This is a genomic window from Serratia sp. EC4 (assembly GCF_059652115.1).
The window spans coordinates 531,757-556,970 of the sequence record NZ_JBNIDE010000001.1; the positions used below are offsets into that span (position 1 = coordinate 531,757).

A 25,214-nucleotide genomic window follows, 5' to 3' on the forward strand; every position below is an offset into this window, starting at 1 on the left:
GGGGTTTTACTCTGTGAAGCCAATGAAAATTATCGACGTGGTAGCCGCCATTCTGGAACAAAATGGCCGCATTTTGCTGGCCCAGCGCGGCGCAGGCAGCGATCAGGCCGGTCTGTGGGAGTTTCCCGGCGGCAAGGTTGAAGCCGGCGAAAACCAGCCAGAGGCGCTGGCGCGCGAGCTGGATGAAGAATTGGGGATTTGCGCCCGTATCGGCAACTATGTGGGCAGCAATCAGTGGCAGCAAGGCGAACGCCTCATCCGGCTGCACGCCTGGCAAGTCGCAGAGTTCTCCGGTGAACTGCAACAGCGCTGCCACTCGGCGCTGGTCTGGGTCACGCCGCAACAGGCGCAGGAATACGCTCTGGCACCCGCTGACGTTCCACTGCTGGCGGAGTATATCGCCGCGCAAGGCGATTCACGCTGAGCGCGGCGATAGGTTACATGGTCACTTCTTTAATCGCACCCAAATCAAGGGGTTGGTGCCGATAGTGTTAGGCTCACGCACACACTGCAGCACTTCGCCTTCGACTTTGAGCACCGCGCCTTCGGAATAGTTTTGATTCTGGTAGACGCAACAGCGGTTGCAGGGCTGCGCCGGTGGCGAATTGGCGCCGTTTTTCGCCGTCCCCCAAATCTCCGGCGAAACCGGCAACACCACGTCCACATCGCCCCGGTTGGCGGCGGCCAGGCCGGAAAACATCAGGGCAGCGGCAGCCAGCACCCCATTGAGTCCGCGTTTCATTCACTCTTCTCCTGCGCCTTGCCGGCGCTTTTCCTGCGTTTTTTGCCTCCGCTGGAAGGCGGCGGCGGCAACCCACGAAACGCCATGCTCGCCCGGCTCTGCTTAGCCTGATAAATCAGCTCTTGCAGCGTGCCGACCAACGGCTGCATAAAGTCCTGATAACGGCAGGATTTCTCGCTGATTTGCGTCAGCGTGGCTTCCCAGTTGGCCGTCATATCAGGACGCGCAGCAAGATCCGGCAGCGAGTGAATCAACGCGCGCCCGGTTTCGCTGGAGTGAATATAGCGTCCCTTCTTGTACAGAAACGCCCGTTTGAACAGCAATTCGATGATCCCCGCTCGCGTCGCTTCCGTTCCTAAACCATCGGTCGCCCGCAGGATTTTCTTTAGCGCTTTATCTTGTACGAACCGCGCGATGCCGGTCATGGCCGACAACAGGCTGGCGTCAGTAAACGGCCGCGGCGGCTGCGTCTGGCGCTCCACCACTTCACCGCGCTCACACAGCAGCTCATCATCTTTAGCCACCACCGGCAGCGGGGCACCTTCGTTTTCCTCGTCGCGCTCCTTACTGCCCAGCAGCGTACGCCAGCCGGCTTCCGCCAGGAATCGCGCCTTGGCGATAAATTTGCCGCCGGCGATATCCAGCTCGATCACGCATTTGCGGAATACCGCATCCGGACAGAACTGCATCAGATACTGGCGCGCCACCAGCCCATACACGTTCCGTTCATCCTGCGTCAGATTAATCTTGCCGGCGCGGGCGGTGGGAATGATGGCGTGGTGCGCATCGACCTTCTTATCGTCCCAGCAACGGTTGCGGCGATCGCTGTCGATCACCGGCTGCGGATACAGCTCAGGCTGGTGCACGCTGATGGCGTTCAGCACCGCGTGGCGGCCGGCGAAATGCTCTTCCGGCAGGTAGCGACAGTCGGAACGCGGATAGGTAATCAACTTGTGGGTTTCGTACAGCCGCTGGCAAACGTCCAGCACCTGTTGCGCGCTGAGGTTATAACGCCGGGCCGCTTCGATTTGCAGCGTGGAGAGCGAAAACGGCAGCGGCGCAGTATCGGATTCCCGTTTATCGTTATAAGACGTGACCAGCGCCGGCTGGCCTTCGATGCGCTTGACCACATGCTCCGCCAACGGCCGGTGCAGCAAACGCCCCTCTTCGTCCTGATAAGGCTCACAGGACTCACTGGGCTGCCACAGCGCCACGAAGCGTTCTTCTTTCGGCGTGACGATGTGCGCCTTGACCTCAAAGAAGTCTTTTGGCACGAAGTTTTCGATCTCTTCATCACGCCGTACCACCAATCCGAGCACCGGCGTCTGCACCCTGCCTACCGACAGCACGCCGTCGTAACCGGCGTTGCGGCCCAGCAGCGTGTAGGCGCGGGTCATATTGATGCCGTACAGCCAGTCGGCGCGCGAACGCGCCAGCGCAGACACGCACAACGGAATGAAATCACGGTTGTCGCGCAGGCGTTCAACCGCGCGCTCCACCGCCTGCGGGTTGAGATCGTTGATCAGACAGCGGCGCACCTTCTGGCGCTTTTCCGCCGTCAAATCCAGGTAGTCCAGCACCTCATCCACCAGCAGTTGCCCTTCGCGATCCGGGTCGCCGGCGTGAACCACTTCATCGGCTTCAAGCAGCAACTTTTTGATGGCGTTAAGCTGTTTGCTGACCGACGGCCGCGGCTGCAAGCGCCATTTTTCGGGGATGATCGGCAGATCCGCCAACGACCAGCGCGCATAGCGGCTGTCATAAGCGTCAGGCTGAGCCTGTTCCAACAGGTGGCCGACGCACCAGGTCACCACGTCGTTGTTGCCGCAGGCGATATACCCGTCGCCGCGGCGATGCGGCTTGGGCAAGACGTCGGCAATGGCGCGCGCCAAACTCGGTTTCTCGGCTATGAACAGTCGCATTAATCACCGTTTTTCTGGCTGAACGTCATCAAGAATTCTCTTACTTCTGCATAGTTCCCGCGGAAGACAATCCGCTGGGCTTTCTTTTCCAACTGATAGCAATACATCGGATCGTAGTACTGCTGCAACAGGGGCGCCAACCACTCACGGTGCGCCTCGCCCTGGCCGCTGAGCCGCTGTGCCCGCAGCGCCGCTTCCAGCCGCTGCGTCAGTTGCTGGAAGCGCTCCAGGCCCAGGCGGCGGCGTATGGCGAACAGGCCGTGGTGCAGATAGTCGTCGTACTGTCGCCAGCCCTCTTCCATGCCATAGGCCTGTTCGAACTGTTCGCGCATCCCGTCGATATATTCGGCCTGCAGGCGCGCCAGACGAATATCGAACGGATCGTCGATCACCGCCACCGGCGCCTGCTGCATGCCGTTGAACAACGGCAACGGCAGATTGTTGCTGCCGATGATCCGCCCTTCGTCTTCCAACACCCAACGGCGGCTGCCACCATGCTGTTTTTTCAGCAATAACACAGCCAGACGATTCTCAAAATCGATCTGTGAGCTTTGCCCCGCCAGCGTTCGGCCAAAAGATGAACCGCGATGGCGCGCCGCGCCTTCCAGATCGACGCCGTCGGCCAGTTCGTTGACCAGCAACGTCTTGCCGCTGCCGGTATTGCCGCCCACCAGGGCCATCGGCAATGCCGCGCTTTGCGCCAACACGCCCAGCAGATAATTGCGCAGCGCCTTATAACCGCCAGTGATACGCGGGTACTCGACGCCGGCCTCATGCAGCCATTGCTGCACCAACTGCGAGCGCAACCCGCCGCGGAAGCAGTAAATATAGCCTTCGGGTCGCTGCGCACAGGCCGCCAGCCAGGCGGCGGTGCGCTGTTCGCGCAGTTTGCCGTTCACCAGGCTGTGGCCGAGCGCGATCGCCGCTTGCTGACCATGCTGCTTATAGCAGGTGCCCACCGCCTGCCGCTCGCTGTCGACCATCAGCGGCAGGTTCACCGCCTGAGCGAAGGCGCCTTGCTGAAACTCGATCGGCGCGCGCACGTCAATCAGCGGCACGTCCTGCAGAAAAATGCGTTGATAATCGGCGCTGTCCGGCCTGCCTTGCATCTTGGACACTACACAACCTCGATCAGCGGTTTACCTGCCTGTGCGGCATGCAGCTCACCGATAGGATTGAGCGTGATGCCGTGCTGCTCGGCAATCGCCAGCACCTGCGCCTGCGCCTCCGGCAATACCGCCAACAGCAAACCGCCGGAGGTTTGCGGATCGCACAGCAGTTGGCGCTGCAAATCGCTCATCTCGCCCACCAGATGGCCATAGCTGTCGAAGTTGCGCCCGGTGCCGCCCGGCACGCAGCCCTCGGCGATATACGCCTCGACGTGCGGCAGCTTCGGCACCCGATCGAACCAGACCGTCGCCTGCAGACCGGAACCCTGGCATACCTCGCTCAAGTGACCCAGCAAGCCAAAGCCGGTGATATCGGTCATCGCCGTGACGCCCGCCACCTCGGCAAAGTCGGCGCCCGGCTTGTTAAGGCGGCACATCACGTCCGTCGCCAGCCCTTGATGCTCAGGACGCAGCTTGCTTTGCTTCTCGGCTGTCGTCAGCACGCCAATGCCCAGCGGCTTGGTCAGATAGAGTTGCGCGCCGGCCCGTGCGGCGCTGTTCTTTTTCACTCGCTCGGTATTGACCACGCCGGTGACCGCCAGGCCGAAGATAGGTTCCGGCGCGTCGATGGAATGGCCGCCGGCCAGCGCGATCCCTGCCTGTTGGCAGGCAAAACGCCCGCCGTCGATCACCTGCTGCGCCACCTCCGGCGGCAGTTTGGCGATTGGCCAGCCGAGAATGGCGATCGCCATGATCGGTTTGCCGCCCATGGCGTAGACGTCGCTGATGGCGTTAGCGGCGGCGATGCGGCCGAAATCGAACGGATCGTCGACGATCGGCATGAAGAAGTCGGTAGTGCTGATGATGCCGACGCCGTTGCCGATGTCATACACCGCCGCGTCGTCGCGGGTTTCATTGCCGACCAACAGACGCGGATCGACAAATTTTTCCCGCTCGCTGTGCAAGATGGTTTCGAGAACTTTCGGTGAGATTTTGCAGCCGCAGCCAGCGCCATGGCTGTACTGGGTTAAACGGATCGCTGGCGATGTCATAGTCCACTCCCTTCGGTAACGGCACTCAAGATAACATAGGGTAGCGCTTGCCGAGGGGATTGATAAGAGCGCGCCGCGGATAAGCGAGCGGCCTGCTCAGAAACCATGCAATTTTGCGGGGTTTGGCGCATTTTCGCCGCGCCCCGTTGGAAAAAACTTAGAAATAGCTGACGAAAGGCGTGCTGTCTGGCGGCGTCACTTTGGTGGCGGCCTTCAACTGCGGCGTGCCCAGGTACAGGAAACCGACGATCTCATCCTGCTCGCGGCAGCCGAAGGCTTCGCGCACCAGCGCATGTTCGGTCCAGGCGCCGGTGCGCCAGATGCCGTTAAAACCCTGCGCCAACGCCGCCATCTGCATCGCCTGCACGGCGCAACCGGCGGAAACCACCTGCTCCCAGCGCGGCACCTTGGTTTCTTCAGTGCAATGCGCGATGACGGTGATGATCAGCGGCGCGCGGAACGGCGCCTTGGTGGCTTTTTCAATCGCCGCTTCGTCCAGTTGATCCTGCTTCGCCGCCGCCTGCAGCAGTTGGCTGAAACGCTCCAGGCCCTGATTTTCGATCATCACGAAACGCCATGGCTGCAGCGCGCCGTGATCGGGCGCACGCAGTCCCGCGTTGATGATATTTTGGCGCACTTCCCCCGCCGGCGCCGGTTCCGCCAGGCGTGAAGCCGAGCGGCGATTCAATAAAAGATCCAGAGCATCCATCGTAAACTCCTGATAACAATTTTCATTCCGGCCACGTTAACATAGCTAAACGACGAGTTACAGCCTCGGCGATAGCGTCTGTGTGCCACGATTTAAAGCTGACATTTACCCGGCCGCTCATTAGGATAGCGGAACATTCTCGACTCTTGTTGGAGAGCACATGCGCACATTGTGGCAAATTATTGCCGGCATTTTCCGGTGGACATGGCGTCTGCTGAATTTTATCAGGGAACTGATCCTTAACCTGTTCCTGGTCCTGCTGATCCTGGTTGGGGTTGGCATCTATCTGTCCTTCCAAAGTTCCTCCACCTCGACGGCCCCGGCGCGCGGCGCGCTGCTGGTCGATTTAAGCGGCGTGGTGGTCGATCAGCCTTCGGTAAACAACCGGGTGCGGCAATGGGGCCGTGAACTGTTGGGCGCCTCCAGCAGCCGCCTGCAGGAGAACTCGCTGTTCGACGTAGTCGACAGCATCCGCAAGGCCAAAGACGACAAAAACATTACCGGCATGGTGTTGCAGCTGAATGATTTCGTCGGCGCCGATCAGCCGTCGCTGCGCTATATCGGCAAAGCGCTGCGCGAGTTCCGCGACAGCGGCAAACCGATCTTCGCCATCGGCGACAGCTACAACCAAACGCAATACTACCTGGCCAGCTACGCCAACAAGGTCTTCCTGTCACCGCAGGGCGCGGTCGATCTGCACGGTTTCGCCACCAACAACCTGTACTACAAGTCGTTGCTGGACATGCTCAAGGTCACCACCAATATCTTCCGCGTCGGCACCTATAAATCGGCGGTCGAACCGCTGATCCGCGACGATATGTCCCCGGCGGCGCGCGAAGCGGACAGCCGTTGGATCGGCGGCCTGTGGCAGAACTACCTGGAGACCGTGGCCGCCAACCGCCAACTGACGCCGCAGCAGCTGTTCCCGGGCGCCGCCGGCGTGCTGAGCGGCCTGCAGGCGGCCGGTGGCGACACCGCCCGCTATGCGCTGGACAATAAGCTGGTGGATGAGCTGGCGTCGCGCACCGCGATCGAAAATCAGCTGGTCAAGACCTTCGGCTGGGACAAACAGGTGAACGATTTCAACGCCATCAGCATCTATGACTATCAGCCGAAGCCGGACGCCAACCAGGGCGGCAAGATCGCCGTGGTGTTCGCCAACGGCGCCATCATGGACGGCCCGCAGACGCCGGGCAACGTCGGGGGTGACACCACCGCCGCCGAGCTGCGCCAGGCGCGTCTGGATCCGGCCGTCAAGGCCGTGGTGTTCCGCGTCAACAGCCCAGGCGGCAGCGTCAGCGCGTCCGAAGTGATCCGTTCCGAGCTGGCCGCCGTGCGCGCCGCCGGCAAACCGGTGGTGGTGTCGATGGGCGGCATGGCCGCGTCGGGCGGCTACTGGGTCTCGACGCCGGCCGACTATATCATCGCCAGCCCGAGCACCCTGACCGGTTCGATCGGCATTTTCGGCATCATCAATACCTACGAGAAAACTCTGGATACGCTGGGTGTGCACACCGACGGCGTGGCGACCTCGCCGCTGGCCGATATCGCGGTCACCAAGGCGCTGCCGCAGGAGTTCTCGCAGATGATGCAGCTGAACATCGAAAACGGGTATAAGAACTTCCTCGATCTGGTCGCCAAATCACGCAAGATGACCCCGCAGCAGGTTGACCAAATCGCGCAGGGCCACGTGTGGCTCGGCAGCGACGCCAAGGCCAACGGCCTGGTCGATCAACTGGGCGATTTCGACGACGCGGTGAAGAAAGCCGCCGAGCTGGCAAAGCTGCAGCAGTGGCAGCTCGACTGGTTCGTCGATACCCCAAGCCTGAGCGATATGGTGCTCAGCCAGTTCGGCGTTTCCATTCACGCCATGCTGCCGGCCGCGATTCAGGCCATGCTGCCCGCCCCGCTGGCCTCGGTCGCCAACGCGGTGAAAGAACAACCGGGCTTGTTCAATAACCTGAACGATCCGCAAAACCGTTATGCGATCTGTCTCACCTGCGGAGATGTCCGCTAACAAATAATTCTGCAGCCCGGCCACCGCCGGGCTTTTTTTCTGCCGCCATGTCCCTATAATTCAGCCCATCTTATCTTTGTTAAAATCATAACCATGCAAAAGAAATCCATTTACGTCGCCTACACCGGCGGCACCATCGGCATGCAGCGCTCAGATCATGGCTACATCCCGGTTTCCGGCCACCTGCAGCGCCAGCTGGCGCTGATGCCCGAATTCCATCGGCCGGAGATGCCGGATTTCACCATTCATGAATACGCGCCATTGATTGACTCTTCAGACATGACGCCGGAAGACTGGCAGCACATCGCCGACGACATCAAGCAGAACTACGATCGCTACGACGGCTTCGTGATCCTGCATGGCACCGACACCATGGCGTTCACCGCCTCTGCGCTTTCCTTCATGCTGGAAAACCTGGCCAAACCGGTGATCGTTACCGGCTCGCAGATTCCGCTGGCGGAGCTGCGCTCCGATGGCCAAACCAACCTACTCAACGCGCTGTATCTGGCGGCCAACCATCCGGTGAACGAAGTCAGCCTGTTCTTCAACAACAAGCTGTTCCGCGGCAACCGCACCACCAAAGCGCACGCCGACGGCTTCGACGCCTTCGCCTCCCCGAATTTGCCGCCGCTGCTGGAAGCCGGCATCCACATTCGCCGCCAGCAAGGCATCGACAGCCCGGCTTGCAACGGCGCGTTGCAGGTGCATGACATCACGCCGCAGCCGATCGGCGTGGTCACCATCTATCCGGGCATTTCCGGCGCGGTGGTGCGCAATTTCCTGCTGCAGCCGGTCAAGGCGCTGATCCTGCGCTCCTACGGCGTCGGCAACGCGCCGCAAAAGGCCGAACTGATCGACGAGTTGCGTGCGGCCTCTGAACGCGGCATCGTGGTGGTCAACCTGACGCAGTGCATCTCCGGGCGCGTCAATATGGAAGGCTACGCCACCGGCAACGCGCTGGCGCACGCCGGGGTGATCAGCGGTTTCGACATGACGGTGGAAGCCGCCCTGACCAAGCTGCACTATCTGTTGAGCCAGCCGCTGACGCCGGAACAAATCCGCGCCCTGATGCAGCAAGATCTGCGCGGCGAGCTGAGCATCAACGGTTAACCTACCGAACTCTGGAGTGGCGATGAAAACGGCCCTGTTGTTGATCGATCTGCAAAACGACTTCTGCCCCGGCGGCGCGCTGGCGGTCACGGAGGGCGACGCCGTCATCCCGGTCGCCAATCAGGCGATCGCCGCCTGCCTGGCGCGGGGCGAGCCGGTGGTGGCCAGCCAGGACTGGCATCCCGCCAATCACCGCAGCTTTGCGGTGAACTCCGATGCGCAGGTCGGCACCCTCGGTGAGCTGGAAGGCCTGCCGCAGGTGTGGTGGCCGGTGCACTGCGTGCAAGGGAGCCACGGCGCCGATTTTCATCCCCAGTTACAGCGGCAACACATCAATGCCGTCTTTCGCAAAGGGCAAGATACGAACATCGACAGCTACAGCGCGTTCTTCGATAACGGCCACCGTGCGCAAACCGAACTCCACGGCTGGCTGCAATCGCAGGGCGTCCAGCGGCTGGCGATCATGGGCCTGGCGACCGACTACTGCGTGAAGTTCAGCGTGCTGGATGCACTGGCTGCCGGCTATCCGACGCAGGTGATCGTCGACGGCTGCCGCGGCGTGAATCTGCAACCGGACGACAGTGAGCGAGCGCTGCAGGACATGGCGCGCGCCGGCGCGCAGCTAGTTACCCTGTCACAGTTTCTCGCCAACTAAATCCGCTCGGGCGCCACCGGCGCCCTCTCTGCGCGGCGGCGAAATTATCGACGCTGCTCACAATACCGCCTTTCTTCTTCCCCAACGGCTTGTGACCGGCAGGCGCTTTTGCTGTTATGACTGCGACGCTTTTGGCGTCAATCGGTTATACGCATCCGGGGCCCGCTGAGCCCGGCTTTATTGTGCCCGCCCCTGGCGGTACGGTCGGCCTTGCCGACCACAAGGAGACTGACATGAAAATAACCCGAAAACTGCTGCCTTTGCTGGCGGCGGTGCAATTGGCTATGGCCGGCGCAAGCACGGCCCAGGCGGCCTATCTCTCCGTCGGCTACTTCAACGGCGGCGGCGACATCACCGCCGGCCCCGGTGGCGACATCGACAAGCTGGACGTGACGCAAATCACCCACCTCAACTATTCGTTCGGCCTGATTTACAACGACGAGAAAGACGAAACCAATGCGGCGCTGAAAGACCCCGCTCGCCGCCACCAGATCTACCTGTCGCCGAAAGTCACGGCCGATTTGCAACGGCTGCCGGTGCTGCGTAAGCAGAACCCCGAGCTGAAAGTGCTGTTGTCGGTCGGCGGCTGGGGTGCACGCGGTTTCTCCGGCGCCGCCGCCACCGCGGAAAACCGGGCGATATTCATCCGCTCCGCGCTGCAGGTGATCGCACAGTACCGGCTGGATGGGATCGATCTGGACTGGGAATACCCGGTGAACGGCGCCTGGGGCTTGGTGGAAAGCCAACCGGCAGACCGCGACAACTTCACCCTGCTGCTGAAAGAGCTTCATCAGGCGCTGGGTAAAGGCAAGCTGTTAACCATCGCCGTCGGGGCCAACGTCAAAAGCGCACAGGAATGGGTCGATGTGAAAAATATTGCCCCTTACCTCGACTACATCAACCTGATGACCTACGACATGGCTTACGGCACACAGTACTTCAATGCCAACCTGTACGATTCAACGCGTTGGCCAACCGTGGCGGCCGCCGACCGCTACAGCGCCGATTTCGTGGTAAAGAATTATCTGGCAGCCGGATTGAAACCGGCGCAGATGAACCTGGGTATCGGTTTCTACGGCCGGGTACCGAAACGGGCGACCGAAGCGGGCATCGACTGGGACAAACCGGATGCCGCCAAGCATCCGGTGACGCGGCCTGACTTCAGCGCGCGAGAAATCGCCCTGTTCCGTACGCTGGGATTGGATCTCAGCAAAGACACTTATTTTAAATACCACGATATCGTCAACAAATTGCTCAACGATCCGCAGCAGCGTTTCCGCGAGCACTGGGATGACGATGCCAAAGTGCCATACCTGACGCTGCAATCCGCCGAAGGCAAACCGCTGTTCGCTATCTCCTACGAGAACCCGCGTTCGGTGGCCATCAAGGCCGAGTACATCAAAAGCCAGGGATTGGGCGGTGCGATGTTCTGGGAATACGGCGCGGACGACAACAACCGGCTGGCGCAGCAGTTGGCGGAATCGCTGAACATAAAGGGCGAGAAACGGTAAATCGACGGGGCGATGGCGACATCGCCCCGCTTTAGGGGAGGAGCTTTACTGCGGTTTGAGTTTGACCAGCGGCTCGGCAACGAACTGCTGTTTCAGCTCTTGCTTGCTCTTCATCACGATCTGCCCGTCGGTGCCGATGCTCATGTGCTGCGGATCGACATTGTTCATCGACTGCCACAGCATCACCGCCTGCAGGCTGTTTTCTTTCTGCTCCGGCGTCAGCGCCACGCCATCCGGCCATTTGCCCAGCTCAACCGCCTGTACCAGGCGCTGGTATATCTCGGGCGTCATCGCCGCAATCAGATCTTTCACGTCCATCAGAGCCTTTCTCGCTTACGGATGAATAATTAGCTGAATCGATTTTGTTAGTTAAATTACCACTTAACCGGCCGTTTGGTCGCCATTTTCGCCATCGGTGAAACTCAGCGAGGCGGAGTTGACGCAGTAGCGGTCGCCAGTCGGCTGCGGGCCATCGGGGAAAACGTGCCCCAGGTGCGCGTCGCAGTGGCCGCAGCGGATTTCAACACGATGCATATTATGTGAATTATCATCAAGATAACGGATTGCATCGGCGGAAACCGGCTCATAAAAGCTCGGCCAGCCGCAGCCTGAATCGTATTTGGTTTCGGAATAGAACAGCGGCTGGTTACAGCACAGGCAATGGTACACGCCCTCGCGCTTGTTGTGCAGCAATTTGCCGCTGAACGGCGCTTCGGTGCCACGCTGTTGCGTCACATAACGTTGGATTTCATTCAGTTCCGTGACCGGATGACCGGGGGTTGTCTCTTTAGCCATTTGTGCTTATCTCTGAATGTGGATAATGTCAACGAAAACAATGATTAATAATAACAAAAAATTAACACCGCTGCAGGGGTTTTTGGCCTAAACTGTAGCCCATAAAGGCCACGTCACGATGATATGTGATAACGATCACACATCTTGCGTATGCTGACTTTATACTTGGCGGCTTGTCCCCATATAACGGATGAGGCCGAGCGCAAATGGACTGTGCAATAAGCGTGCAAAACCACCCCTCCGGTTTGACTTGCCGCAAGTATTGACACGATTCCGCTTGACGCTGGGTAAGGTTTTTGTAATTTTACAACCAACCTTTTATTCACTAACAAATAGCTGGTGGAATATATGACTATCAAAGTAGGTATCAACGGTTTTGGCCGTATCGGTCGCATTGTTTTCCGTGCTGCTCAAGAGCGTTCTGACATCGAGATCGTTGCAATCAACGACCTGTTGGACGCAGAGTACATGGCTTACATGCTGAAGTATGACTCTACTCACGGCCGTTTCAACGGTACGGTAGAAGTTAAAGACGGCCACCTGGTTGTTAACGGCAAAACCATCCGTGTTACCGCAGAGAAAGACCCGGCTAACCTGAAGTGGAACGAAGTGGGCGTTGATGTGGTTGCTGAAGCGACCGGTATCTTCCTGACCGACGAAACCGCACGTAAACACATCACCGCCGGCGCTAAAAAAGTGGTTCTGACTGGCCCATCCAAAGATGCGACCCCAATGTTCGTTCGCGGCGCCAACTTTGACAAATATGCCGGCCAGGACATCGTGTCCAACGCCTCTTGCACCACCAACTGCCTGGCGCCACTGGCTAAAGTCATCAACGACAACTTCGGTATCGTTGAAGGCCTGATGACCACCGTTCACGCCACCACCGCGACTCAGAAAACCGTTGATGGCCCGTCTCACAAAGACTGGCGCGGCGGCCGCGGCGCATCCCAGAACATCATCCCTTCTTCTACCGGCGCAGCGAAAGCGGTTGGCGTGGTTCTGCCAGAGCTGAAAGGCAAACTGACCGGCATGGCGTTCCGCGTACCGACGCCTAACGTGTCCGTTGTTGACCTGACCGTGCGTCTGGAAAAACCGGCTACCTACGAAGAAATCAAGAAAGCCATCAAAGACGCCGCTGAAGGCTCTATGAAAGGCGTTCTGGGCTATGTTGAAGACGACGTGGTTTCCACCGATTTCAACGGCGAAGTGCTGACTTCCGTGTTCGATGCCAAAGCCGGTATCGCACTGAACGACAACTTCGTGAAACTGGTTTCCTGGTACGACAACGAAACCGGCTATTCCAACAAGGTTCTGGATCTGATCGCTCACATCTCCAAGTAATGGCATGATGTTAAGCTGATAATGAGGGCGACATTTTTGTCGCCCTTTTTTTACCCGTCATCTTTCGAGTCACCGCGTTGTTGGCTGCACACGCTCACCCCAGCCACTTACTTCGGTAAGCTCCTGAGGGTTCCTGTGCTTGCCGCCTGGCCGTGACCCGAAAGCTATAGGTTTCTTTGTATCTCCGGCAAACAATAGGTCATGAAATGAACGAGAAAATTTTCACCCTGCCCGTTTCCGAACAGATTTCTCCTTATATCAGCCAGCGGCAACTCGATGAGTTGGGCGTGGTTGTGGTGTCGCACCCGAAAGTGCGCGCGGCGGTCGCGCTGCAAGGCGCGCATTTGCTGGCCTGGCAACCTAGCGGGGAGCAGCCGGTGATTTGGCTCAGCAACAATACGCCTTTCGCCAAAGGCAAGGCCATCCGTGGCGGCGTGCCGATCTGCTGGCCGTGGTTCGGCCCGGTGGCGCAACCCTCCCACGGCTTTGCCCGCAACCAGCCCTGGAGTCTGACGGCGCACGATGAAGATGACAACGGCGTCATCCTGACCTTCACGCTGAAAGACAATGAGCAGACCCGCAAACTGTGGCCGCACGCCTTCACGCTGATTGCTCGCTTCAAGCTGGGTGAAGAGTGCGAAATCGAGCTGGAATCGCACGGCGATTATCAAGCCACGGCGGCGCTGCACAGTTACTTCCAGGTCGGCGACATCGATCGGGTCAGCGTGGCGGGTCTGGGCGAGCCTTATATCGACAAGGTGGCAGGCGGCGCAGAGGCGCACCAGACGGGCGAAGTGACCTTCGTCGGCCAAACCGACCGCGTCTATACCCGCCCGGAAGCTTTCAGCCAGATCCGCGATCCGGCGCTCGCTCGCACCATCGAGGTTCACCACCATCATATGAGCGACGTCATCGCCTGGAACCCCGGCGTGGAACTCTCCTGCAGCATGGGGGATATGCCGAACGACGGTTACAAGACCATGGTCTGCATCGAGACAGGGCGCGTCAGCAAACCGCTGGTCGCTGCCGGCGAGCAACCCGCCCGTTTGGGAGTCACCTTCCGCAGCCGTAAGAAGGCCTGAGGAACCGTGCGCGGAAGCGCACCACTGATGTGCAAAAGGGGCGCCAGCGCCCCTTTTTGATGCACGCCATGCACGATAACCGTGCAATGCGTAATTAGAAGGTGTAGCTCACACCCGTCATCAACAAACCGGTGTAAGATTTATCCACCATCGGGCTGTCTTTCACTTCATCCGACAACTTCACATAGCGGCCGACGAAGAAGGCGTTCCAGCTTTTGTTGATCTGATAATTGGCGCTCAATTCGAGATACGGGGCCCAGCTATCGCCAGGCGTGTAGCTGTCCAGGCCGCTGCGGCGTGATTCATTGGCGCTGACGCCGTAGTAATATTTGTTCTGGTTCTTGCTGTTCCACATCACGCCCACGCCCGGGACCAGCGTCAGCGCGTCCAGATCAAACTTGTACAGATAAGCGACATCGCCCACCAGCCCGTTGCTGTTGTTCAGCGTGTCGCCGGTGAAAGTGGTACGAAGGGTGCCCCATTCCGCATTGTGCGAATAGGCCAGGCCGGCCATCAGCGTGCCGCGACGCTTGTCGAGGCGCTTCATGCGATCGTCGTCGCTGTCGCCCGGACGGTAGCCCCATGGCGTGTAGTAACCCATGATGCTCAGCTGGTTTTCTTGATCTTTCCACAGGTAGTAACCGGCGGTCAGAGTACGGAAGTAGAAGTCGTCACCTTCATAGTCGATGACGGGCACCGGATAAACGCGGTCCTGATAACCGCGATACGCGTCCGGACTAACCAGCGCGGCAGCACCGAGTGACCAGGTCCCCGCCTGAGCACTTTGCGCACAAACCATTGCGGAAGCGATAATTGCTAGCGTTTTGAGTTTTGAAATCTTCACTGGTTCTTTTTCCATAAATTACAGGGTTAATAGCCGCGATAGTTTATGTGAAAATTTAGTTGCGTGCCTAATCTTTACAAAGGAAAACGACCAAGATCGAATAACTTATAGCGGAATTATGAATTAATCATGGCGGAACGATGACGTTTTATCCCGCAGGCCGCGCCAGACAAGGCATTTGGCTTCCACGGTAATAACTGAGTCATTGATATGACTTAAAAAAAGCTTTTTCTGCGGCAGGAAATTTTCCGGCAAGCAAACTAAGCTTAAATCAGAAGGTGAATTTATCCTGGGCCCAGTGGCATACAGCGCAACTCGCGATAATAAGCGCACCAAGTTGGCATACGGGTTGCTGTACTCAGGCGTATTCTCATCTTTCGGGAGCCAGAACACTATCACACGCTCTCTTTAACCTGTGCTAATAACGAAAGGACGGGCATCATGAACATATTTGACCACTATCGCCAGCGCTACGAAGCTGCCAAGGACGAAGAGTTCACACTGCAGGAATTTCTTACCATTTGCCGGCAAGATCGCAGTGCCTATGCCAACGCGGCCGAACGTCTGCTGATGGCTATCGGTGAACCTGTGATGGTCGACACTGCGCTAGAATCACGCCTGTCGCGCCTGTTCTCCAACCGCGTGATCGCACGCTATCCGGCCTTCGAAGAATTCTACGGCATGGAAGAGGCCATCGAACAGATCGTCTCTTACCTGAAACACGCCGCGCAGGGTCTGGAAGAGAAGAAACAGATCCTTTACCTGCTGGGCCCGGTGGGCGGCGGCAAGTCCTCGCTGGCAGAACGCCTTAAAGCGTTGATGCAGCGCGTGCCCATCTACACCCTCAGCGCCAACGGCGAACGCAGCCCGGTCAACGACCATCCGCTGTGCCTGTTTAATCCGCAGGAAGATGCCACGATCCTGGAAAAAGAGTTCAACATCCCAAGTCGCTATCTCGGCACCATCATGTCGCCGTGGGCGGCGAAGCGCCTGCATGAGTTCGGCGGCGACATCACCAAGTTTAAAGTCGTGAAAGTGCGCCCTTCCATTCTGGAACAGATCGCCATCGCCAAAACCGAGCCGGGCGATGAGAACAACCAAGACATCTCCGCGCTGGTCGGTAAAGTGGACATCCGTAAACTGGAGAACCACGCGCAGAACGACCCGGACGCCTACGGTTATTCCGGCGCCCTGTGCCGCGCCAACCAGGGGATTATGGAATTCGTCGAGATGTTCAAAGCGCCGATCAAGGTGCTGCATCCGCTGCTGACCGCAACCCAGGAAGGCAACTACAACGGCACCGAAGGCATCTCCGCCCTGCCGTTCAGCGGCATTATTCTGGCGCACTCCAACGAATCCGAGTGGGTGACCTTCCGCAACAACAAGAACAACGAAGCATTCCTCGACCGCGTGTACATCGTCAAGGTGCCTTACTGCCTGCGCGTGTCGGAAGAGATCAAGATTTACGACAAGCTGCTGGACCACAGCGAGCTGACTCACGCGCCCTGCGCGCCGGGCACCCTCGAAACGCTGGCGCGCTTTAGCGTGCTGTCGCGGCTGAAAGAGCCGGAAAACTCGAGCATTTACTCGAAAATGCGCGTGTATGACGGCGAAAGCCTCAAGGATACCGATCCGAAAGCCAAGTCCTATCAAGAGTACCGCGACTACGCCGGGGTTGACGAAGGCATGAACGGCCTCTCCACCCGTTTCGCCTTTAAAATCCTCTCGCGGGTATTCAACTTCGATCACGCCGAGGTGGCGGCCAACCCGGTACACCTGTTCTATGTGCTGGAGCAACAGATCGAGCGCGAACAGTTCCCGCAGGATTTGGCCGAGAAATACCTCGAACATCTGAAAGGCTATCTGATTCCGAAATACGCCGAGTTTATCGGCAAAGAGATCCAGACCGCCTATCTGGAATCCTACTCGGAATACGGACAGAACATTTTTGACCGTTACGTGACCTACGCGGACTTCTGGATCCAGGATCAGGAGTATCGCGACCCCGACACCGGTCAGCTGTTCGACCGCGAGTCTTTGAACGCCGAACTGGAGAAAATTGAAAAACCGGCCGGTATCAGCAACCCGAAAGATTTCCGTAACGAAATCGTGAACTTCGTGCTGCGTGCCCGCGCCAACAACAACGGCCGCAATCCGAACTGGACCAGCTACGAGAAGCTGCGCACCGTGATCGAGAAGAAAATGTTCTCCAATACCGAAGAGCTGTTGCCGGTGATTTCGTTTAACGCCAAAACGTCGACGGACGAGCAGAAAAAACACGACGACTTCGTCGACCGCATGATGGAAAAAGGCTATACCCGCAAGCAGGTGCGCCTGTTGTGTGAATGGTATCTGCGGGTCAGAAAATCCTCATAACGCCTCAGGTAAGCGGCATTATCAGGGCCATGTCCACAGTCATGGACGTTGCAGCGCAGCCCAAGGAGGGGCTAACACATTGCGCTGTCGCGACCGGGACATGAAGAGTTGGCAACGTCGTTTGGGGGAAGTATGGCCTATTTCATTGACCGGCGGCTGAACGGCAAAAACAAGAGCATGGTGAACCGCCAGCGCTTCTTGCGCCGTTACAAGTCGCAAATCAAACAGTCGATTGCCGAAGCCATCAACAAGCGTTCGGTCACCGACGTAGACAGCGGGGAGTCGGTTTCCATCCCCACTGACGATATCAACGAACCGATGTTTCATCAGGGGCGCGGCGGCACACGCCATCGCGTTCACCCTGGCAATGACCACTTCGTGCAGAACGATCGCGTTGAGCGGCCTCAGGGCGGCGCAGGCGGTGGCGGCGGCCAGGGCAACGCCAGCCAGGATGGTGAAGGCCAGGATGAATTCGTCTTCCAAATCTCCAAAGACGAGTACCTCGATCTTTTGTTCGAGGATCTCGCCCTGCCCAATCTGAAAAAGAATCAGTACAAGCAGTTGACCGAGTTCAAAACCCATCGTGCCGGCTATACCGCCAATGGCGTGCCGGCCAACATCAGCGTCGTGCGTTCGCTGCAGAACTCGCTGGCGCGACGTACCGCCATGACCGCCGGTAAAAGACGCGCGTTGCACGAGCTGGAAGATGCGCTGAACCAGTTGGAAAATACCGAGCCGGTGCAATTGCTGGAAGAGGAGCGGCTGCGCAAGGAAATTGCCGAACTGCGCAAGAAAATCGAAAGCGTGCCGTTTATCGATACCTTCGACCTGCGCTACAAAAACTATGAGCGCCGGCCGGAGCCCTCCAGCCAGGCGGTGATGTTCTGCCTGATGGACGTGTCCGGCTCGATGGACCAGGCAACCAAAGACATGGCCAAGCGTTTTTACATTCTGCTCTATTTGTTCCTGAGCCGAACCTACAAAAACGTCGAGGTGGTCTACATTCGCCATCACACCCAGGCGAAAGAGGTGGACGAACAGGAGTTCTTCTATTCGCAGGAGACCGGTGGCACCATCGTTTCCAGCGCGCTGAAGTTAATGAATGACGTAGTCGAAGAGCGTTATGACCCGGCGCAATGGAATATCTATGCCGCGCAAGCGTCGGACGGCGACAACTGGGCCGACGATTCACCGCTGTGTCATGAGCTGTTGGCGAAAAAGATCCTGCCGATGGTGCGTTATTACAGCTACATAGAAATCACTCGCCGCGCTCACCAAACGCTGTGGCGCGAATACGAGGATCTGCAGGCGAAATTCGACAACTTCGCCATGCAGCATATCCGCGAACCGGACGATATCTATCCGGTATTCCGCGAACTGTTCCGTAAGCAGACCGTGTGAATAACGCCGCGTGAATGTCACCACAGCCGGAAAGCGCCATTTTCCGGCTGTTTCTTTTTCGCATTATATATTTGCAAAATCCATGTTTATTTTTCAAACAATGACAACAACAATAATAAGTCAGATTCCCCAGAACGGTCCTCTCTATTATTTGTTCTTCTGAGGTTATTCCTAAACATCCGCCTCTGCCCCCGCACGGCTTGATAGGAATATTCCCATTCAGTTATCGTTACCCCATCGCTTAAGTCTCTTCCTAAGCGAAATTTGCCTCATTTTATTTTTCTATGGCTTCTCAGCCCGCTGCGGCGGGCATTTACCTGTCAGCAGGTTAGACATCATGATCGACTACACCCTCTATGGCCTCAACAAGCACGATGTTGATGAATACCATAAGCAAATATGTTGCCTGCTCGGCAAAAACGTGCTGCTGGTGTTGACCGCCAACAAGCCGATAACCAAACAGAACCTGCTCGCCAGCCTTATCCAGGAGATAGAAAAGCAGCCCGATGATTATTTTCAGCGGCTGCATCGCGCGGCGATAGAAATGATCGGCGTTAACGGGCGCTAAGGCGATATGCGTAAGGCAGACCTCTACGCCATTATTGCCGCCGCCGTCGTGTTGATGATGCTGTTATAGCGACATCAGCGCCTATCCCTAATTAGCGCCTATTACGCCGGCGCTTTCGTCCGGCGTAATAGGCAGCGAAGGGATAATCTGCCGCAGGAGGATGCGCTTGCGTAATACCGCCGGCACTTTCACCGGCATCCGGCGCAAATGCGGCGATGTAGACCAGGCCAACCACGTTAGGCTGGTTGCCCATTTCCGTGATCACGGCACCGCCGTAAGAGTGCCCGACCAACAATACCGGCCCCGCTTGCTGCGCGACCATCTTGCGCGTACGTTCCGCATCCTCAGCCAGCGACGTCAACGGCATTTCCACCGCATGAATCGCCGTATATCCCCTGCGCGACAACTCAATGATGACCTTACTCCAGTGCGCGGCGCCGCCCCAGAATCCGTGTACCAGCACGATAGTTGGTTTTGTGCTCATTGCCGACTCCTTCATCTCATAGGAAAGCGCCGCAGGCAGATGAACGGCCCCTTAAGGGGCGGACCTGGCTGCCTTCGACGCCACGCGGTCCCTATTTTATATAGTCAGCCTCATGGCGTTCAGCAATAGCGACGACGAGTTAACGCCCCCGATTTTCCACCGCCGCCACGGCTTATCGAAGCGGCTTACGCCGCAAGGCCGGGAAAAAAAAGGATTAAAACTAGGATTTTTACCCATACCGATCTAAAATTTCGCGCAAAAACAAAGAGAAGTAAATTTGGTCCACCGGGAAAAGGAATGAAGTTGTGAAGGAAATGATCTCCATCGTTTTTATGGCATGCCTGCTGGCGCTGCTGTTTTCGTGGCTGTTCGTCTACGGTCTTAACATTCATTAACCCCGTAACGACAACCATCCCCCTCCCTGGCGGGCAAGCGGCGCATCGCGACTGATGCGCTAAAACCGGCACCTGAAGGGGTCACGTACCGTCAAAACCCGACGCCGCCTCACCTTAGACTTGCTGTCCGCAAATACATCATTAGTTTTTATGAGTCATAACCCCACCGCGTTTCCCCCCTTCACCGACGCTTTTACTGCTCAGCGGAGTTCACCCCAGAAGGAAGACTTGCCTGACGCAAAATGTTACCGGTAACTATGCTGTTGATTTCTTTTGGCAATAAACGTAAAGCCGTTAATAACCCTACGTTCTTTATAGAAATAAATTATGCATACTTATGGATAAAGGTTTGAATAAAGGGCCTTTGGTCATTGATTATCCCCCGCCAAGCTCCTAGAATTCGCGCGTAAAAATACAACTGGGATCGGGTTTCATGTCGCCGCTGTGGGTTGCAACGCAATACTGTTATTTTATTGGTCTGTTAGTTTCTATGGTTTTCACCTACCTGGTTAGCCGGGACACCGTCAAAATTCGCTGCATCAGCGCACTGACCATCGGGTTAACCTGGCCGTTGAGCCTGCCGGTGGTGTTACTGTTTTCGCTGTTCTAACGCCCCAATATCGCGCGGTGGCTTTTAAACAGTCATGTTAATGAAAAGAGGCTGACCACCGGCGTCATGGTTTTTGGCGTGGGATAAAAAAGTGCCAGCGCAAGGCTGGCATGAAAATTGGAAGCAATGTGAGCAATGTCGCGCCGGATCGGGGGGCACAGAAGGAGACAACCCTTTTCCCCTCACCGGCGAATCAAATGATAATACGTCTCATTATTGAATGTAAAGTCATTTCCCTACGCAACTGTTCCTCTTTGGGAAACTATCAGCCGCGCGGCGATCGCCAGCGCTGATACAATCGCCCCGCCCCCCACACCAGCAGCCAGAGCAAAGCATTCAACCCCAACCACAGCATCAGCAAGTAGAAGAAAGTCTGATAACCGGGTATGCCCCGATCGGCCAAAAACGGGTTGAAGTGAAAAAATTTGACGATCGCGAACGGATTAAGATTGAAACGGTTGAACACGGCCGCTGTCAGCAACGGTGGCAACAGCGTATAAAACGCCAGGCTGAACAGCAGCAGGATTTTTGTGCCCGAAGTGTTTTTATAATCTTTCATATCAATAAATTATATCTATCATCATAGTGCAAAAACCGCCAGGCATTCGTACGCCAATCGACCCCGCGGGCGCTAAAGAGTTCCAGGCCAACGCGGAAATAAAGCCGATCCCGCGTTTAATTGTCATTTAGCGCTCGGGTGATATATACCCTGTGGATTTTAAATTACGATGTCGCCGCGCCGTCTTCAACCACAGCGTTTGCATGGCATCATCAGGAGGCATTAATGAAACCGGACGCACTCTCCCTGCCGCCGAACCCGAAAAAGCTCAAGGTCATCTACGGCTGGTACATTTATGTGATCTATATCCTGCTGGTTTTCAATATTTATATGGCGGTCTACAACGTCTGCGTTCGGCACCCGATCGAGGCTCCGCTGTTGTCGCTGTTTCACAGCCTGTTTCTCGCGTTGATGCTGCAGCAGGTGCTCAAGAAGAACGTCGTTTTCGCCTGGATCTTGCTGAGCTATTTTATTCTGATGCGCCTGTATTACGCCAATGTGCTGCATGTTGAGTTCACGCTGGTGAGCCGTTGCCTGGTGCTGCTGATTCTGACGCTGCTGCTGACCGGCGCCGTGGCCGTCGGGCAACTGGCCACGCCGCCGCAGCGGCATGACTGGCTGGCGCGGCTGGGCTGGCGGCAATGGGGGGCGCTCACGGCGCTGGCGGCCATCCTGACGCCGCTGATTACCACCGACTATCTGGGATAAACTGGGGCTATTTGGGAATATGAGGTTCGGAAATGTCTACGACACGGCATATTTTGGTGTAGTTACCCGCCTTCTCACAGATCTTGTCCGTGACGAACATGCTAAGGTAGCCCAGCAACAGCAAGTAGCCGGCCATGCACAGAATAAAGATAAGCGTTCTCACCGATAGCGACCAACCTGACAAGAGTATCACGAGCATCATAACCTGAACGAGGCGCTTTAAAAGGATTTCATGTGCGCACCGGCCGCATCGGCACACGTTCTGTAGTAACATTAAGCCACCACGCCCACCACCGGAAACGCCGATGCACCATCTGATGTTAGACATTGAAACCCTGGATATAAAACCCAGCGCCGTCATTCTGGTGGTTGCAGCGGTGTTTTTCGATCCCCGAACCGGGGAACTGGGCGCCGAATTCGAAGCCGCCGTCAGCAGCCAGAAAGACCAACCGGGCCGAACCATCAGCCTTGACACGGTCGCCTGGTGGGCGAAACAGTCCGATGAAGCGCGCAAGCAGGCCTTCGGCGGCACCGAGAGCCTGAAGCGTGTGCTGAGCAGCCTTAGCCGCTTCATCCATATGAACAGCACCGACACGGTGAAAGTCTGGGGCAACGGCAAAGAGTTCGACTGCGCGATCCTCGAACACGCCTTCCAGCAGCTGGAAATGCCCTGCCCGTGGAAATTCTGGGATACCCAGGACGTGCGCACGGTGATCACGTTGGCGGAGCTGCACGGCTTTAACCCGAAAAAGGCCCGCCCGTTCGAAGGTATGCCGCATCGGGCGCTGGATGATGCTCGCCACCAGGCCCGTTATGTGGCCGATACCGTCTCGGCGCTCTATTACCGCCAGGGGGCGCAGCGCTGACCCGCTTTGCCCCTTTTCATTTGCCGCCAGAGTCTCTACTCTAGCCCTCTTTGTCACTCGGACGTGCCTTTCCTGTTATGCAAAAGTTTCTGTTTATGCTTCTCAGCCTGGTGCTGCTCGGCCCATTAGGCATCGATCTTTATCTGCCGACTATTCCCGCTATTGCCGTCGGTCTGGGCAGCAGCGAAGCGCTGATCCAATCCACCATATCGCTATTTATTCTGGTGCTTGGCCTCGGCCAGGTCATTGCCGGGCCGCTGGTGGACAACTATGGCCGCAAACCGGTGGCGCTGGCCGGCATTATCCTCTACATGATCGGCGCCGCGATGGCGGCGCTGGCCACCAGCCCGACGATTTTCATCGCTTCGCGTCTGCTGCAAGGGGTGGCGGTTTGCTGCACCGCCGTCGTCGCCTTCAGCGGCGTGCGCGATCGCCTGAATGGCGACGACGCCGCCCGCGCTTTCGGCTTTCTTAACGGCACGCTGAACATCATCCCGGCGCTGGCGCCGCTGCTCGGCGGCCTGCTCGCCGAAGCCTTCGGCTGGCGCGCTCCCTTCTGGTTCCTGGTCGGCTACGCGCTGCTGGTGTTGGCGCTCATCGCGCTGCGCCTGCCGGAAACTCGCCCTGCCGACACCGTGCCGGTCAAGGGGTTGCCGGTGCGTCAATACGCGCGCATCCTCAGCGAACGGCGTTTTCTCTCCTTTGCGGTGGTGAACTCCGGGGCGATGGGCATGGCGCTGACCTACGTTTCTCTGGCACCGAACGTGCTGATGGGCACCGCTGGCCTGACACCGCTGCAATTCTCGCTGGTGTTCGGCGCCAACGGTTTCTGGATCATGCTGGTCAGCTTCTTCGCCAACCGCATCATCCACAAGGTCGGCCGCCCGGTTTGTCTGGCGACCGGCGGCATTTTGATGGGGCTGGGCTGTCTGGGTCTGCTGCTGGGCGTCATGCTGCTGCCCGCGACGGCGCAAGCGCACTGGCTGGCGTATATGCTGCCAGTCGCCAGCGCCTGCGCCGGATTGGCATTCGTGATGGGCCCGGCCACCAGCTACGCGTTGGAACCCTACTCCAATGAGGCCGGCGTCGCGTCCGCGCTGGTCGGTTTCGTGCAGATGGCGGGCGGCGCCGCGCTGGGTCTGGTGGCGATGGCGTTGCCGCTGCAACCCAAGCTGTCGCTGGCGCTGGTGATGCTGGCGGGCTGCCTGCTGGCGCTGCACGCGCGGCGGCTCAGCAAGCAGATTAAAGGGCAGATCAGAAAAGTCGCCTGAGCCCCGGCTCAGGCTTCGGTGGCGACCGGCACTCGCGCCGCTAACGCCGACAGCAGCTCATAGCCTAACGTCCCTGCCGCCGTGGCCACCTCATCCACCGGCAGACGTTTCCCCCACAGCTCCACTTCGGCGCCCAGTTCGACTTGCGGACAGGGCGTCAGATCCACCGCCAGCATATCCATTGATACCGTTCCCAGGGTGCGCGTCAGCACGCCGTCAACCCATACCGGCGTACCGGTCGGCGCATGACGCGGATAGCCGTCGGCGTAACCGCAGGCCACCACACCGATACGCTGTGCGCCTGCGGCGCTGTAACGGCCACCGTAACCCACACGATCGCCAGACTTCAGCTGCTGAATGCCGATGATTTCACTGCTCAGCGTCATCGCCGGCTGCAGCCCCGTCGCCGCAACGTCATTCCAGCAACCGCTCGGCGAAGCGCCATAGAGAACGATCCCAGGACGGACCCAGCTGCCGTGGGTCGAAGGGTGCCACAGCGTGGCGGCCGAGTTGGCCAGGCAGCGCGGCAGCGGTATATCGGTAGCCGCCGTCTCGATGGTGGCCATTTGCCGGGTCACGCCTTCAGGGCCGTCGGCGGTGGCGAAGTGGCTCATCAGCGTAAGCTCGGCAATGTTGGCTACCGCCTGCGCCCTGCGCCACACCTCATGCAGCCGCTCGGGTGCGAACCCCAGCCGATTCATGCCACTGTTCACTTTCAGATAGACATTGAGCGGCGCGTTCAGCGTGGCGTCGGCGATCGCCGCCAGCTGCCAGTCGCTGTGCACCGCCGTCGTCAGGCGATAACGGTCGAGCAACGCCAGATCCTGCGGCTGGAAGAAGCCTTCCAACAACAGGATAGGCCCTTGCCAACCCGACTCGCGCAGCAGCACCGCTTCGGCCAGATCCAGCATGGCGAAGCCGTCGGTTTGCGCCATGCTGCGCCAAACGTGTTTGATGCCGTGGCCATAGGCGTTAGCCTTGACCACCGCCCAGACTTTGGCGCCGGGGGCGAAACGGCGCACCACCTGCAGGTTATTTTCAATCGCGCCGAGATGCATCGTGGCGGTTATGGGACGGGGCATCG

26 protein-coding genes are annotated in these 25,214 nt (G+C 58.1%); 14 read left to right on the forward strand and 12 right to left on the reverse strand.

Annotated features, from left to right (window positions below):
* The first annotated feature begins 22 nt into the window (after nt 1-22).
* A complete protein-coding gene (locus ACP39K_RS02430; RefSeq protein WP_033640116.1) occupies nt 23-424 on the forward strand; it encodes a pyrimidine (deoxy)nucleoside triphosphate diphosphatase in 402 nt (133 codons plus the stop codon).
* Nucleotides 425-445: 21 nt separating this feature from the next.
* Here the strand turns inward: ACP39K_RS02430 and ACP39K_RS02435 are convergent, their stop codons facing one another.
* The 5 genes from ACP39K_RS02435 to ACP39K_RS02455 form a co-directional block, all read right to left on the reverse strand.
* Nucleotides 446-742 (reverse strand): YnjH family protein, encoded by a 297-nt coding sequence (locus ACP39K_RS02435; RefSeq protein ID WP_033640115.1) that lies wholly within the window; start codon nt 740-742, stop codon nt 446-448.
* Nucleotides 739-2,664, reverse strand: coding sequence for a DNA topoisomerase III (locus ACP39K_RS02440; protein WP_016927481.1), 1,926 nt, complete (start codon nt 2,662-2,664; stop codon nt 739-741). Before ACP39K_RS02440 ends, ACP39K_RS02435 begins: the two co-directional genes overlap by 4 nt.
* Complete coding sequence (gene mnmH / locus ACP39K_RS02445) at nt 2,664-3,773, reverse strand: tRNA 2-selenouridine(34) synthase MnmH (protein ID WP_048794888.1); 1,110 nt, start codon at nt 3,771-3,773, stop codon at nt 2,664-2,666. The genes ACP39K_RS02440 and mnmH overlap by 1 nt, the downstream gene beginning before the upstream one ends.
* Before the next feature lie 8 nt (nt 3,774-3,781).
* A complete protein-coding gene (gene selD / locus ACP39K_RS02450) occupies nt 3,782-4,825 on the reverse strand; it encodes a selenide, water dikinase SelD (protein WP_049191625.1) in 1,044 nt (347 codons plus the stop codon).
* 157 nt (nt 4,826-4,982) lie between these two features.
* On the reverse strand, nt 4,983-5,534 hold the full coding sequence (locus ACP39K_RS02455; protein WP_004932204.1) for an NAD(P)H nitroreductase: 552 nt from the start codon (nt 5,532-5,534) through the stop codon (nt 4,983-4,985).
* A gap of 160 nt (nt 5,535-5,694) precedes the next feature.
* On the opposite strand from ACP39K_RS02455, the gene sppA reads away from it, so the two are divergent.
* The 4 genes from sppA (at nt 5,695) to chiD (ending at nt 10,827) form a co-directional block, all read left to right on the forward strand.
* Nucleotides 5,695-7,551, forward strand: coding sequence for a signal peptide peptidase SppA (gene sppA, locus ACP39K_RS02460; RefSeq protein WP_048794924.1), 1,857 nt, complete (start codon nt 5,695-5,697; stop codon nt 7,549-7,551).
* Nucleotides 7,552-7,644: 93 nt separating this feature from the next.
* Nucleotides 7,645-8,661, forward strand: coding sequence for an asparaginase (ansA, locus tag ACP39K_RS02465; protein ID WP_016927477.1), 1,017 nt, complete (start codon nt 7,645-7,647; stop codon nt 8,659-8,661).
* A 22-nt stretch (nt 8,662-8,683) separates the two neighbouring features.
* Nucleotides 8,684-9,316 (forward strand): bifunctional nicotinamidase/pyrazinamidase, encoded by a 633-nt coding sequence (gene pncA, locus ACP39K_RS02470; protein ID WP_060444678.1) that lies wholly within the window; start codon nt 8,684-8,686, stop codon nt 9,314-9,316.
* A 233-nt stretch (nt 9,317-9,549) separates the two neighbouring features.
* Entirely contained in the window at nt 9,550-10,827 is a 1,278-nt protein-coding gene (chiD, locus tag ACP39K_RS02475; protein WP_048794922.1) for a chitinase ChiD, read from the forward strand.
* A gap of 45 nt (nt 10,828-10,872) precedes the next feature.
* On the opposite strand, the gene ACP39K_RS02480 is transcribed toward chiD, so the two are convergent.
* Complete coding sequence (locus ACP39K_RS02480; RefSeq protein WP_004932218.1) at nt 10,873-11,145, reverse strand: YeaC family protein; 273 nt, start codon at nt 11,143-11,145, stop codon at nt 10,873-10,875.
* A gap of 63 nt (nt 11,146-11,208) precedes the next feature.
* Entirely contained in the window at nt 11,209-11,622 is a 414-nt protein-coding gene (gene msrB, locus ACP39K_RS02485; RefSeq protein ID WP_004932219.1) for a peptide-methionine (R)-S-oxide reductase MsrB, read from the reverse strand.
* 348 nt (nt 11,623-11,970) lie between these two features.
* On the opposite strand from msrB, the gene gapA reads away from it, so the two are divergent.
* Nucleotides 11,971-12,966, forward strand: coding sequence for a glyceraldehyde-3-phosphate dehydrogenase (gene gapA, locus ACP39K_RS02490; RefSeq protein ID WP_016927474.1), 996 nt, complete (start codon nt 11,971-11,973; stop codon nt 12,964-12,966).
* A 206-nt stretch (nt 12,967-13,172) separates the two neighbouring features.
* A complete protein-coding gene (locus ACP39K_RS02495; protein ID WP_016927473.1) occupies nt 13,173-14,048 on the forward strand; it encodes a D-hexose-6-phosphate mutarotase in 876 nt (291 codons plus the stop codon).
* A 94-nt stretch (nt 14,049-14,142) separates the two neighbouring features.
* Here ACP39K_RS02495 and ACP39K_RS02500 read toward each other — a convergent pair whose 3' ends face one another.
* Both ACP39K_RS02500 and ACP39K_RS02505 read right to left on the reverse strand, forming a co-directional pair.
* Nucleotides 14,143-14,907: a MipA/OmpV family protein gene (locus ACP39K_RS02500; RefSeq protein WP_015378103.1), complete on the reverse strand. Its 765-nt coding sequence runs from the start codon at nt 14,905-14,907 to the stop codon at nt 14,143-14,145.
* Nucleotides 14,908-15,015: 108 nt separating this feature from the next.
* A complete protein-coding gene (locus ACP39K_RS02505; RefSeq protein WP_153297016.1) occupies nt 15,016-15,291 on the reverse strand; it encodes a hypothetical protein in 276 nt (91 codons plus the stop codon).
* Nucleotides 15,292-15,333: 42 nt separating this feature from the next.
* Here ACP39K_RS02505 and yeaG point away from each other — a divergent pair, with 42 nt between their 5' ends.
* The 3 genes from yeaG (at nt 15,334) to ACP39K_RS02520 (ending at nt 19,237) form a co-directional block, all read left to right on the forward strand.
* Nucleotides 15,334-17,268 (forward strand): protein kinase YeaG, encoded by a 1,935-nt coding sequence (gene yeaG, locus ACP39K_RS02510; protein ID WP_016927472.1) that lies wholly within the window; start codon nt 15,334-15,336, stop codon nt 17,266-17,268.
* 132 nt (nt 17,269-17,400) lie between these two features.
* A complete protein-coding gene (locus ACP39K_RS02515; protein WP_016927471.1) occupies nt 17,401-18,669 on the forward strand; it encodes a YeaH/YhbH family protein in 1,269 nt (422 codons plus the stop codon).
* Between the two features lie 337 nt (nt 18,670-19,006).
* Nucleotides 19,007-19,237, forward strand: a complete 231-nt coding sequence (locus ACP39K_RS02520) for a biofilm development regulator YmgB/AriR family protein (protein WP_004932237.1) — start codon at nt 19,007-19,009, stop codon at nt 19,235-19,237.
* A gap of 91 nt (nt 19,238-19,328) precedes the next feature.
* Here the strand turns inward: ACP39K_RS02520 and ACP39K_RS02525 are convergent, their stop codons facing one another.
* A complete protein-coding gene (locus ACP39K_RS02525) occupies nt 19,329-19,721 on the reverse strand; it encodes an alpha/beta fold hydrolase (RefSeq protein ID WP_497008274.1) in 393 nt (130 codons plus the stop codon).
* Nucleotides 19,722-20,549: 828 nt separating this feature from the next.
* Here ACP39K_RS02525 and ACP39K_RS02530 point away from each other — a divergent pair.
* The gene (locus tag ACP39K_RS02530; RefSeq protein ID WP_015378105.1) at nt 20,550-20,726 is read left to right on the forward strand and encodes a GhoT/OrtT family toxin; all 177 of its coding nucleotides are present in this window, start codon (nt 20,550-20,552) and stop codon (nt 20,724-20,726) included.
* A 265-nt stretch (nt 20,727-20,991) separates the two neighbouring features.
* Here the strand turns inward: ACP39K_RS02530 and ACP39K_RS02535 are convergent, their stop codons facing one another.
* Nucleotides 20,992-21,285, reverse strand: coding sequence for a hypothetical protein (locus ACP39K_RS02535; RefSeq protein ID WP_016927468.1), 294 nt, complete (start codon nt 21,283-21,285; stop codon nt 20,992-20,994).
* A gap of 225 nt (nt 21,286-21,510) precedes the next feature.
* Here ACP39K_RS02535 and ACP39K_RS02540 point away from each other — a divergent pair, with 225 nt between their 5' ends.
* The 3 genes from ACP39K_RS02540 (at nt 21,511) to ACP39K_RS02550 (ending at nt 24,130) form a co-directional block, all read left to right on the forward strand.
* Complete coding sequence (locus ACP39K_RS02540) at nt 21,511-21,993, forward strand: hypothetical protein (RefSeq protein ID WP_033640110.1); 483 nt, start codon at nt 21,511-21,513, stop codon at nt 21,991-21,993.
* A gap of 305 nt (nt 21,994-22,298) precedes the next feature.
* The gene (locus ACP39K_RS02545; protein ID WP_004932251.1) at nt 22,299-22,859 is read left to right on the forward strand and encodes a 3'-5' exonuclease; all 561 of its coding nucleotides are present in this window, start codon (nt 22,299-22,301) and stop codon (nt 22,857-22,859) included.
* Nucleotides 22,860-22,936: 77 nt separating this feature from the next.
* Nucleotides 22,937-24,130, forward strand: a complete 1,194-nt coding sequence (locus ACP39K_RS02550; RefSeq protein ID WP_016927465.1) for a multidrug effflux MFS transporter — start codon at nt 22,937-22,939, stop codon at nt 24,128-24,130.
* An 8-nt stretch (nt 24,131-24,138) separates the two neighbouring features.
* Here ACP39K_RS02550 and dadX read toward each other — a convergent pair whose 3' ends face one another.
* A complete protein-coding gene (gene dadX, locus ACP39K_RS02555; RefSeq protein WP_497008275.1) occupies nt 24,139-25,212 on the reverse strand; it encodes a catabolic alanine racemase DadX in 1,074 nt (357 codons plus the stop codon).
* Between the last annotated feature and the right edge of the window lie 2 nt (nt 25,213-25,214).

Bases quoted from the DNA above. Each gene is read 5' to 3' on its own strand.
- selD (WP_049191625.1), bottom strand. From the start codon at position 4,825: ATGACATCGCCAGCGATCCGTTTAACCCAGTACAGCCATGGCGCTGGC.
- ACP39K_RS02550 (WP_016927465.1), top strand. From the start codon at position 22,937: ATGCAAAAGTTTCTGTTTATGCTTCTCAGCCTGGTGCTGCTCGGCCCA.
- mnmH (WP_048794888.1), bottom strand. From the start codon at position 3,773: ATGCAAGGCAGGCCGGACAGCGCCGATTATCAACGCATTTTTCTGCAG.
- dadX (WP_497008275.1), bottom strand. From the start codon at position 25,212: ATGCCCCGTCCCATAACCGCCACGATGCATCTCGGCGCGATTGAAAAT.
- sppA (WP_048794924.1), top strand. From the start codon at position 5,695: ATGCGCACATTGTGGCAAATTATTGCCGGCATTTTCCGGTGGACATGG.
- ACP39K_RS02545 (WP_004932251.1), top strand. From the start codon at position 22,299: ATGCACCATCTGATGTTAGACATTGAAACCCTGGATATAAAACCCAGC.
- ACP39K_RS02520 (WP_004932237.1), top strand. From the start codon at position 19,007: ATGATCGACTACACCCTCTATGGCCTCAACAAGCACGATGTTGATGAA.
- ACP39K_RS02530 (WP_015378105.1), top strand. From the start codon at position 20,550: ATGTCGCCGCTGTGGGTTGCAACGCAATACTGTTATTTTATTGGTCTG.
- ACP39K_RS02435 (WP_033640115.1), bottom strand. From the start codon at position 742: ATGAAACGCGGACTCAATGGGGTGCTGGCTGCCGCTGCCCTGATGTTT.
- ACP39K_RS02515 (WP_016927471.1), top strand. From the start codon at position 17,401: ATGGCCTATTTCATTGACCGGCGGCTGAACGGCAAAAACAAGAGCATG.
- pncA (WP_060444678.1), top strand. From the start codon at position 8,684: ATGAAAACGGCCCTGTTGTTGATCGATCTGCAAAACGACTTCTGCCCC.
- ACP39K_RS02480 (WP_004932218.1), bottom strand. From the start codon at position 11,145: ATGGACGTGAAAGATCTGATTGCGGCGATGACGCCCGAGATATACCAG.
- gapA (WP_016927474.1), top strand. From the start codon at position 11,971: ATGACTATCAAAGTAGGTATCAACGGTTTTGGCCGTATCGGTCGCATT.
- ACP39K_RS02430 (WP_033640116.1), top strand. From the start codon at position 23: ATGAAAATTATCGACGTGGTAGCCGCCATTCTGGAACAAAATGGCCGC.
- ACP39K_RS02525 (WP_497008274.1), bottom strand. From the start codon at position 19,721: ATGAGCACAAAACCAACTATCGTGCTGGTACACGGATTCTGGGGCGGC.
- ACP39K_RS02535 (WP_016927468.1), bottom strand. From the start codon at position 21,285: ATGAAAGATTATAAAAACACTTCGGGCACAAAAATCCTGCTGCTGTTC.
- yeaG (WP_016927472.1), top strand. From the start codon at position 15,334: ATGAACATATTTGACCACTATCGCCAGCGCTACGAAGCTGCCAAGGAC.
- ACP39K_RS02540 (WP_033640110.1), top strand. From the start codon at position 21,511: ATGAAACCGGACGCACTCTCCCTGCCGCCGAACCCGAAAAAGCTCAAG.
- ACP39K_RS02440 (WP_016927481.1), bottom strand. From the start codon at position 2,664: ATGCGACTGTTCATAGCCGAGAAACCGAGTTTGGCGCGCGCCATTGCC.
- chiD (WP_048794922.1), top strand. From the start codon at position 9,550: ATGAAAATAACCCGAAAACTGCTGCCTTTGCTGGCGGCGGTGCAATTG.
- ACP39K_RS02500 (WP_015378103.1), bottom strand. From the start codon at position 14,907: ATGGAAAAAGAACCAGTGAAGATTTCAAAACTCAAAACGCTAGCAATT.
- msrB (WP_004932219.1), bottom strand. From the start codon at position 11,622: ATGGCTAAAGAGACAACCCCCGGTCATCCGGTCACGGAACTGAATGAA.
- ACP39K_RS02455 (WP_004932204.1), bottom strand. From the start codon at position 5,534: ATGGATGCTCTGGATCTTTTATTGAATCGCCGCTCGGCTTCACGCCTG.
- ansA (WP_016927477.1), top strand. From the start codon at position 7,645: ATGCAAAAGAAATCCATTTACGTCGCCTACACCGGCGGCACCATCGGC.
- ACP39K_RS02495 (WP_016927473.1), top strand. From the start codon at position 13,173: ATGAACGAGAAAATTTTCACCCTGCCCGTTTCCGAACAGATTTCTCCT.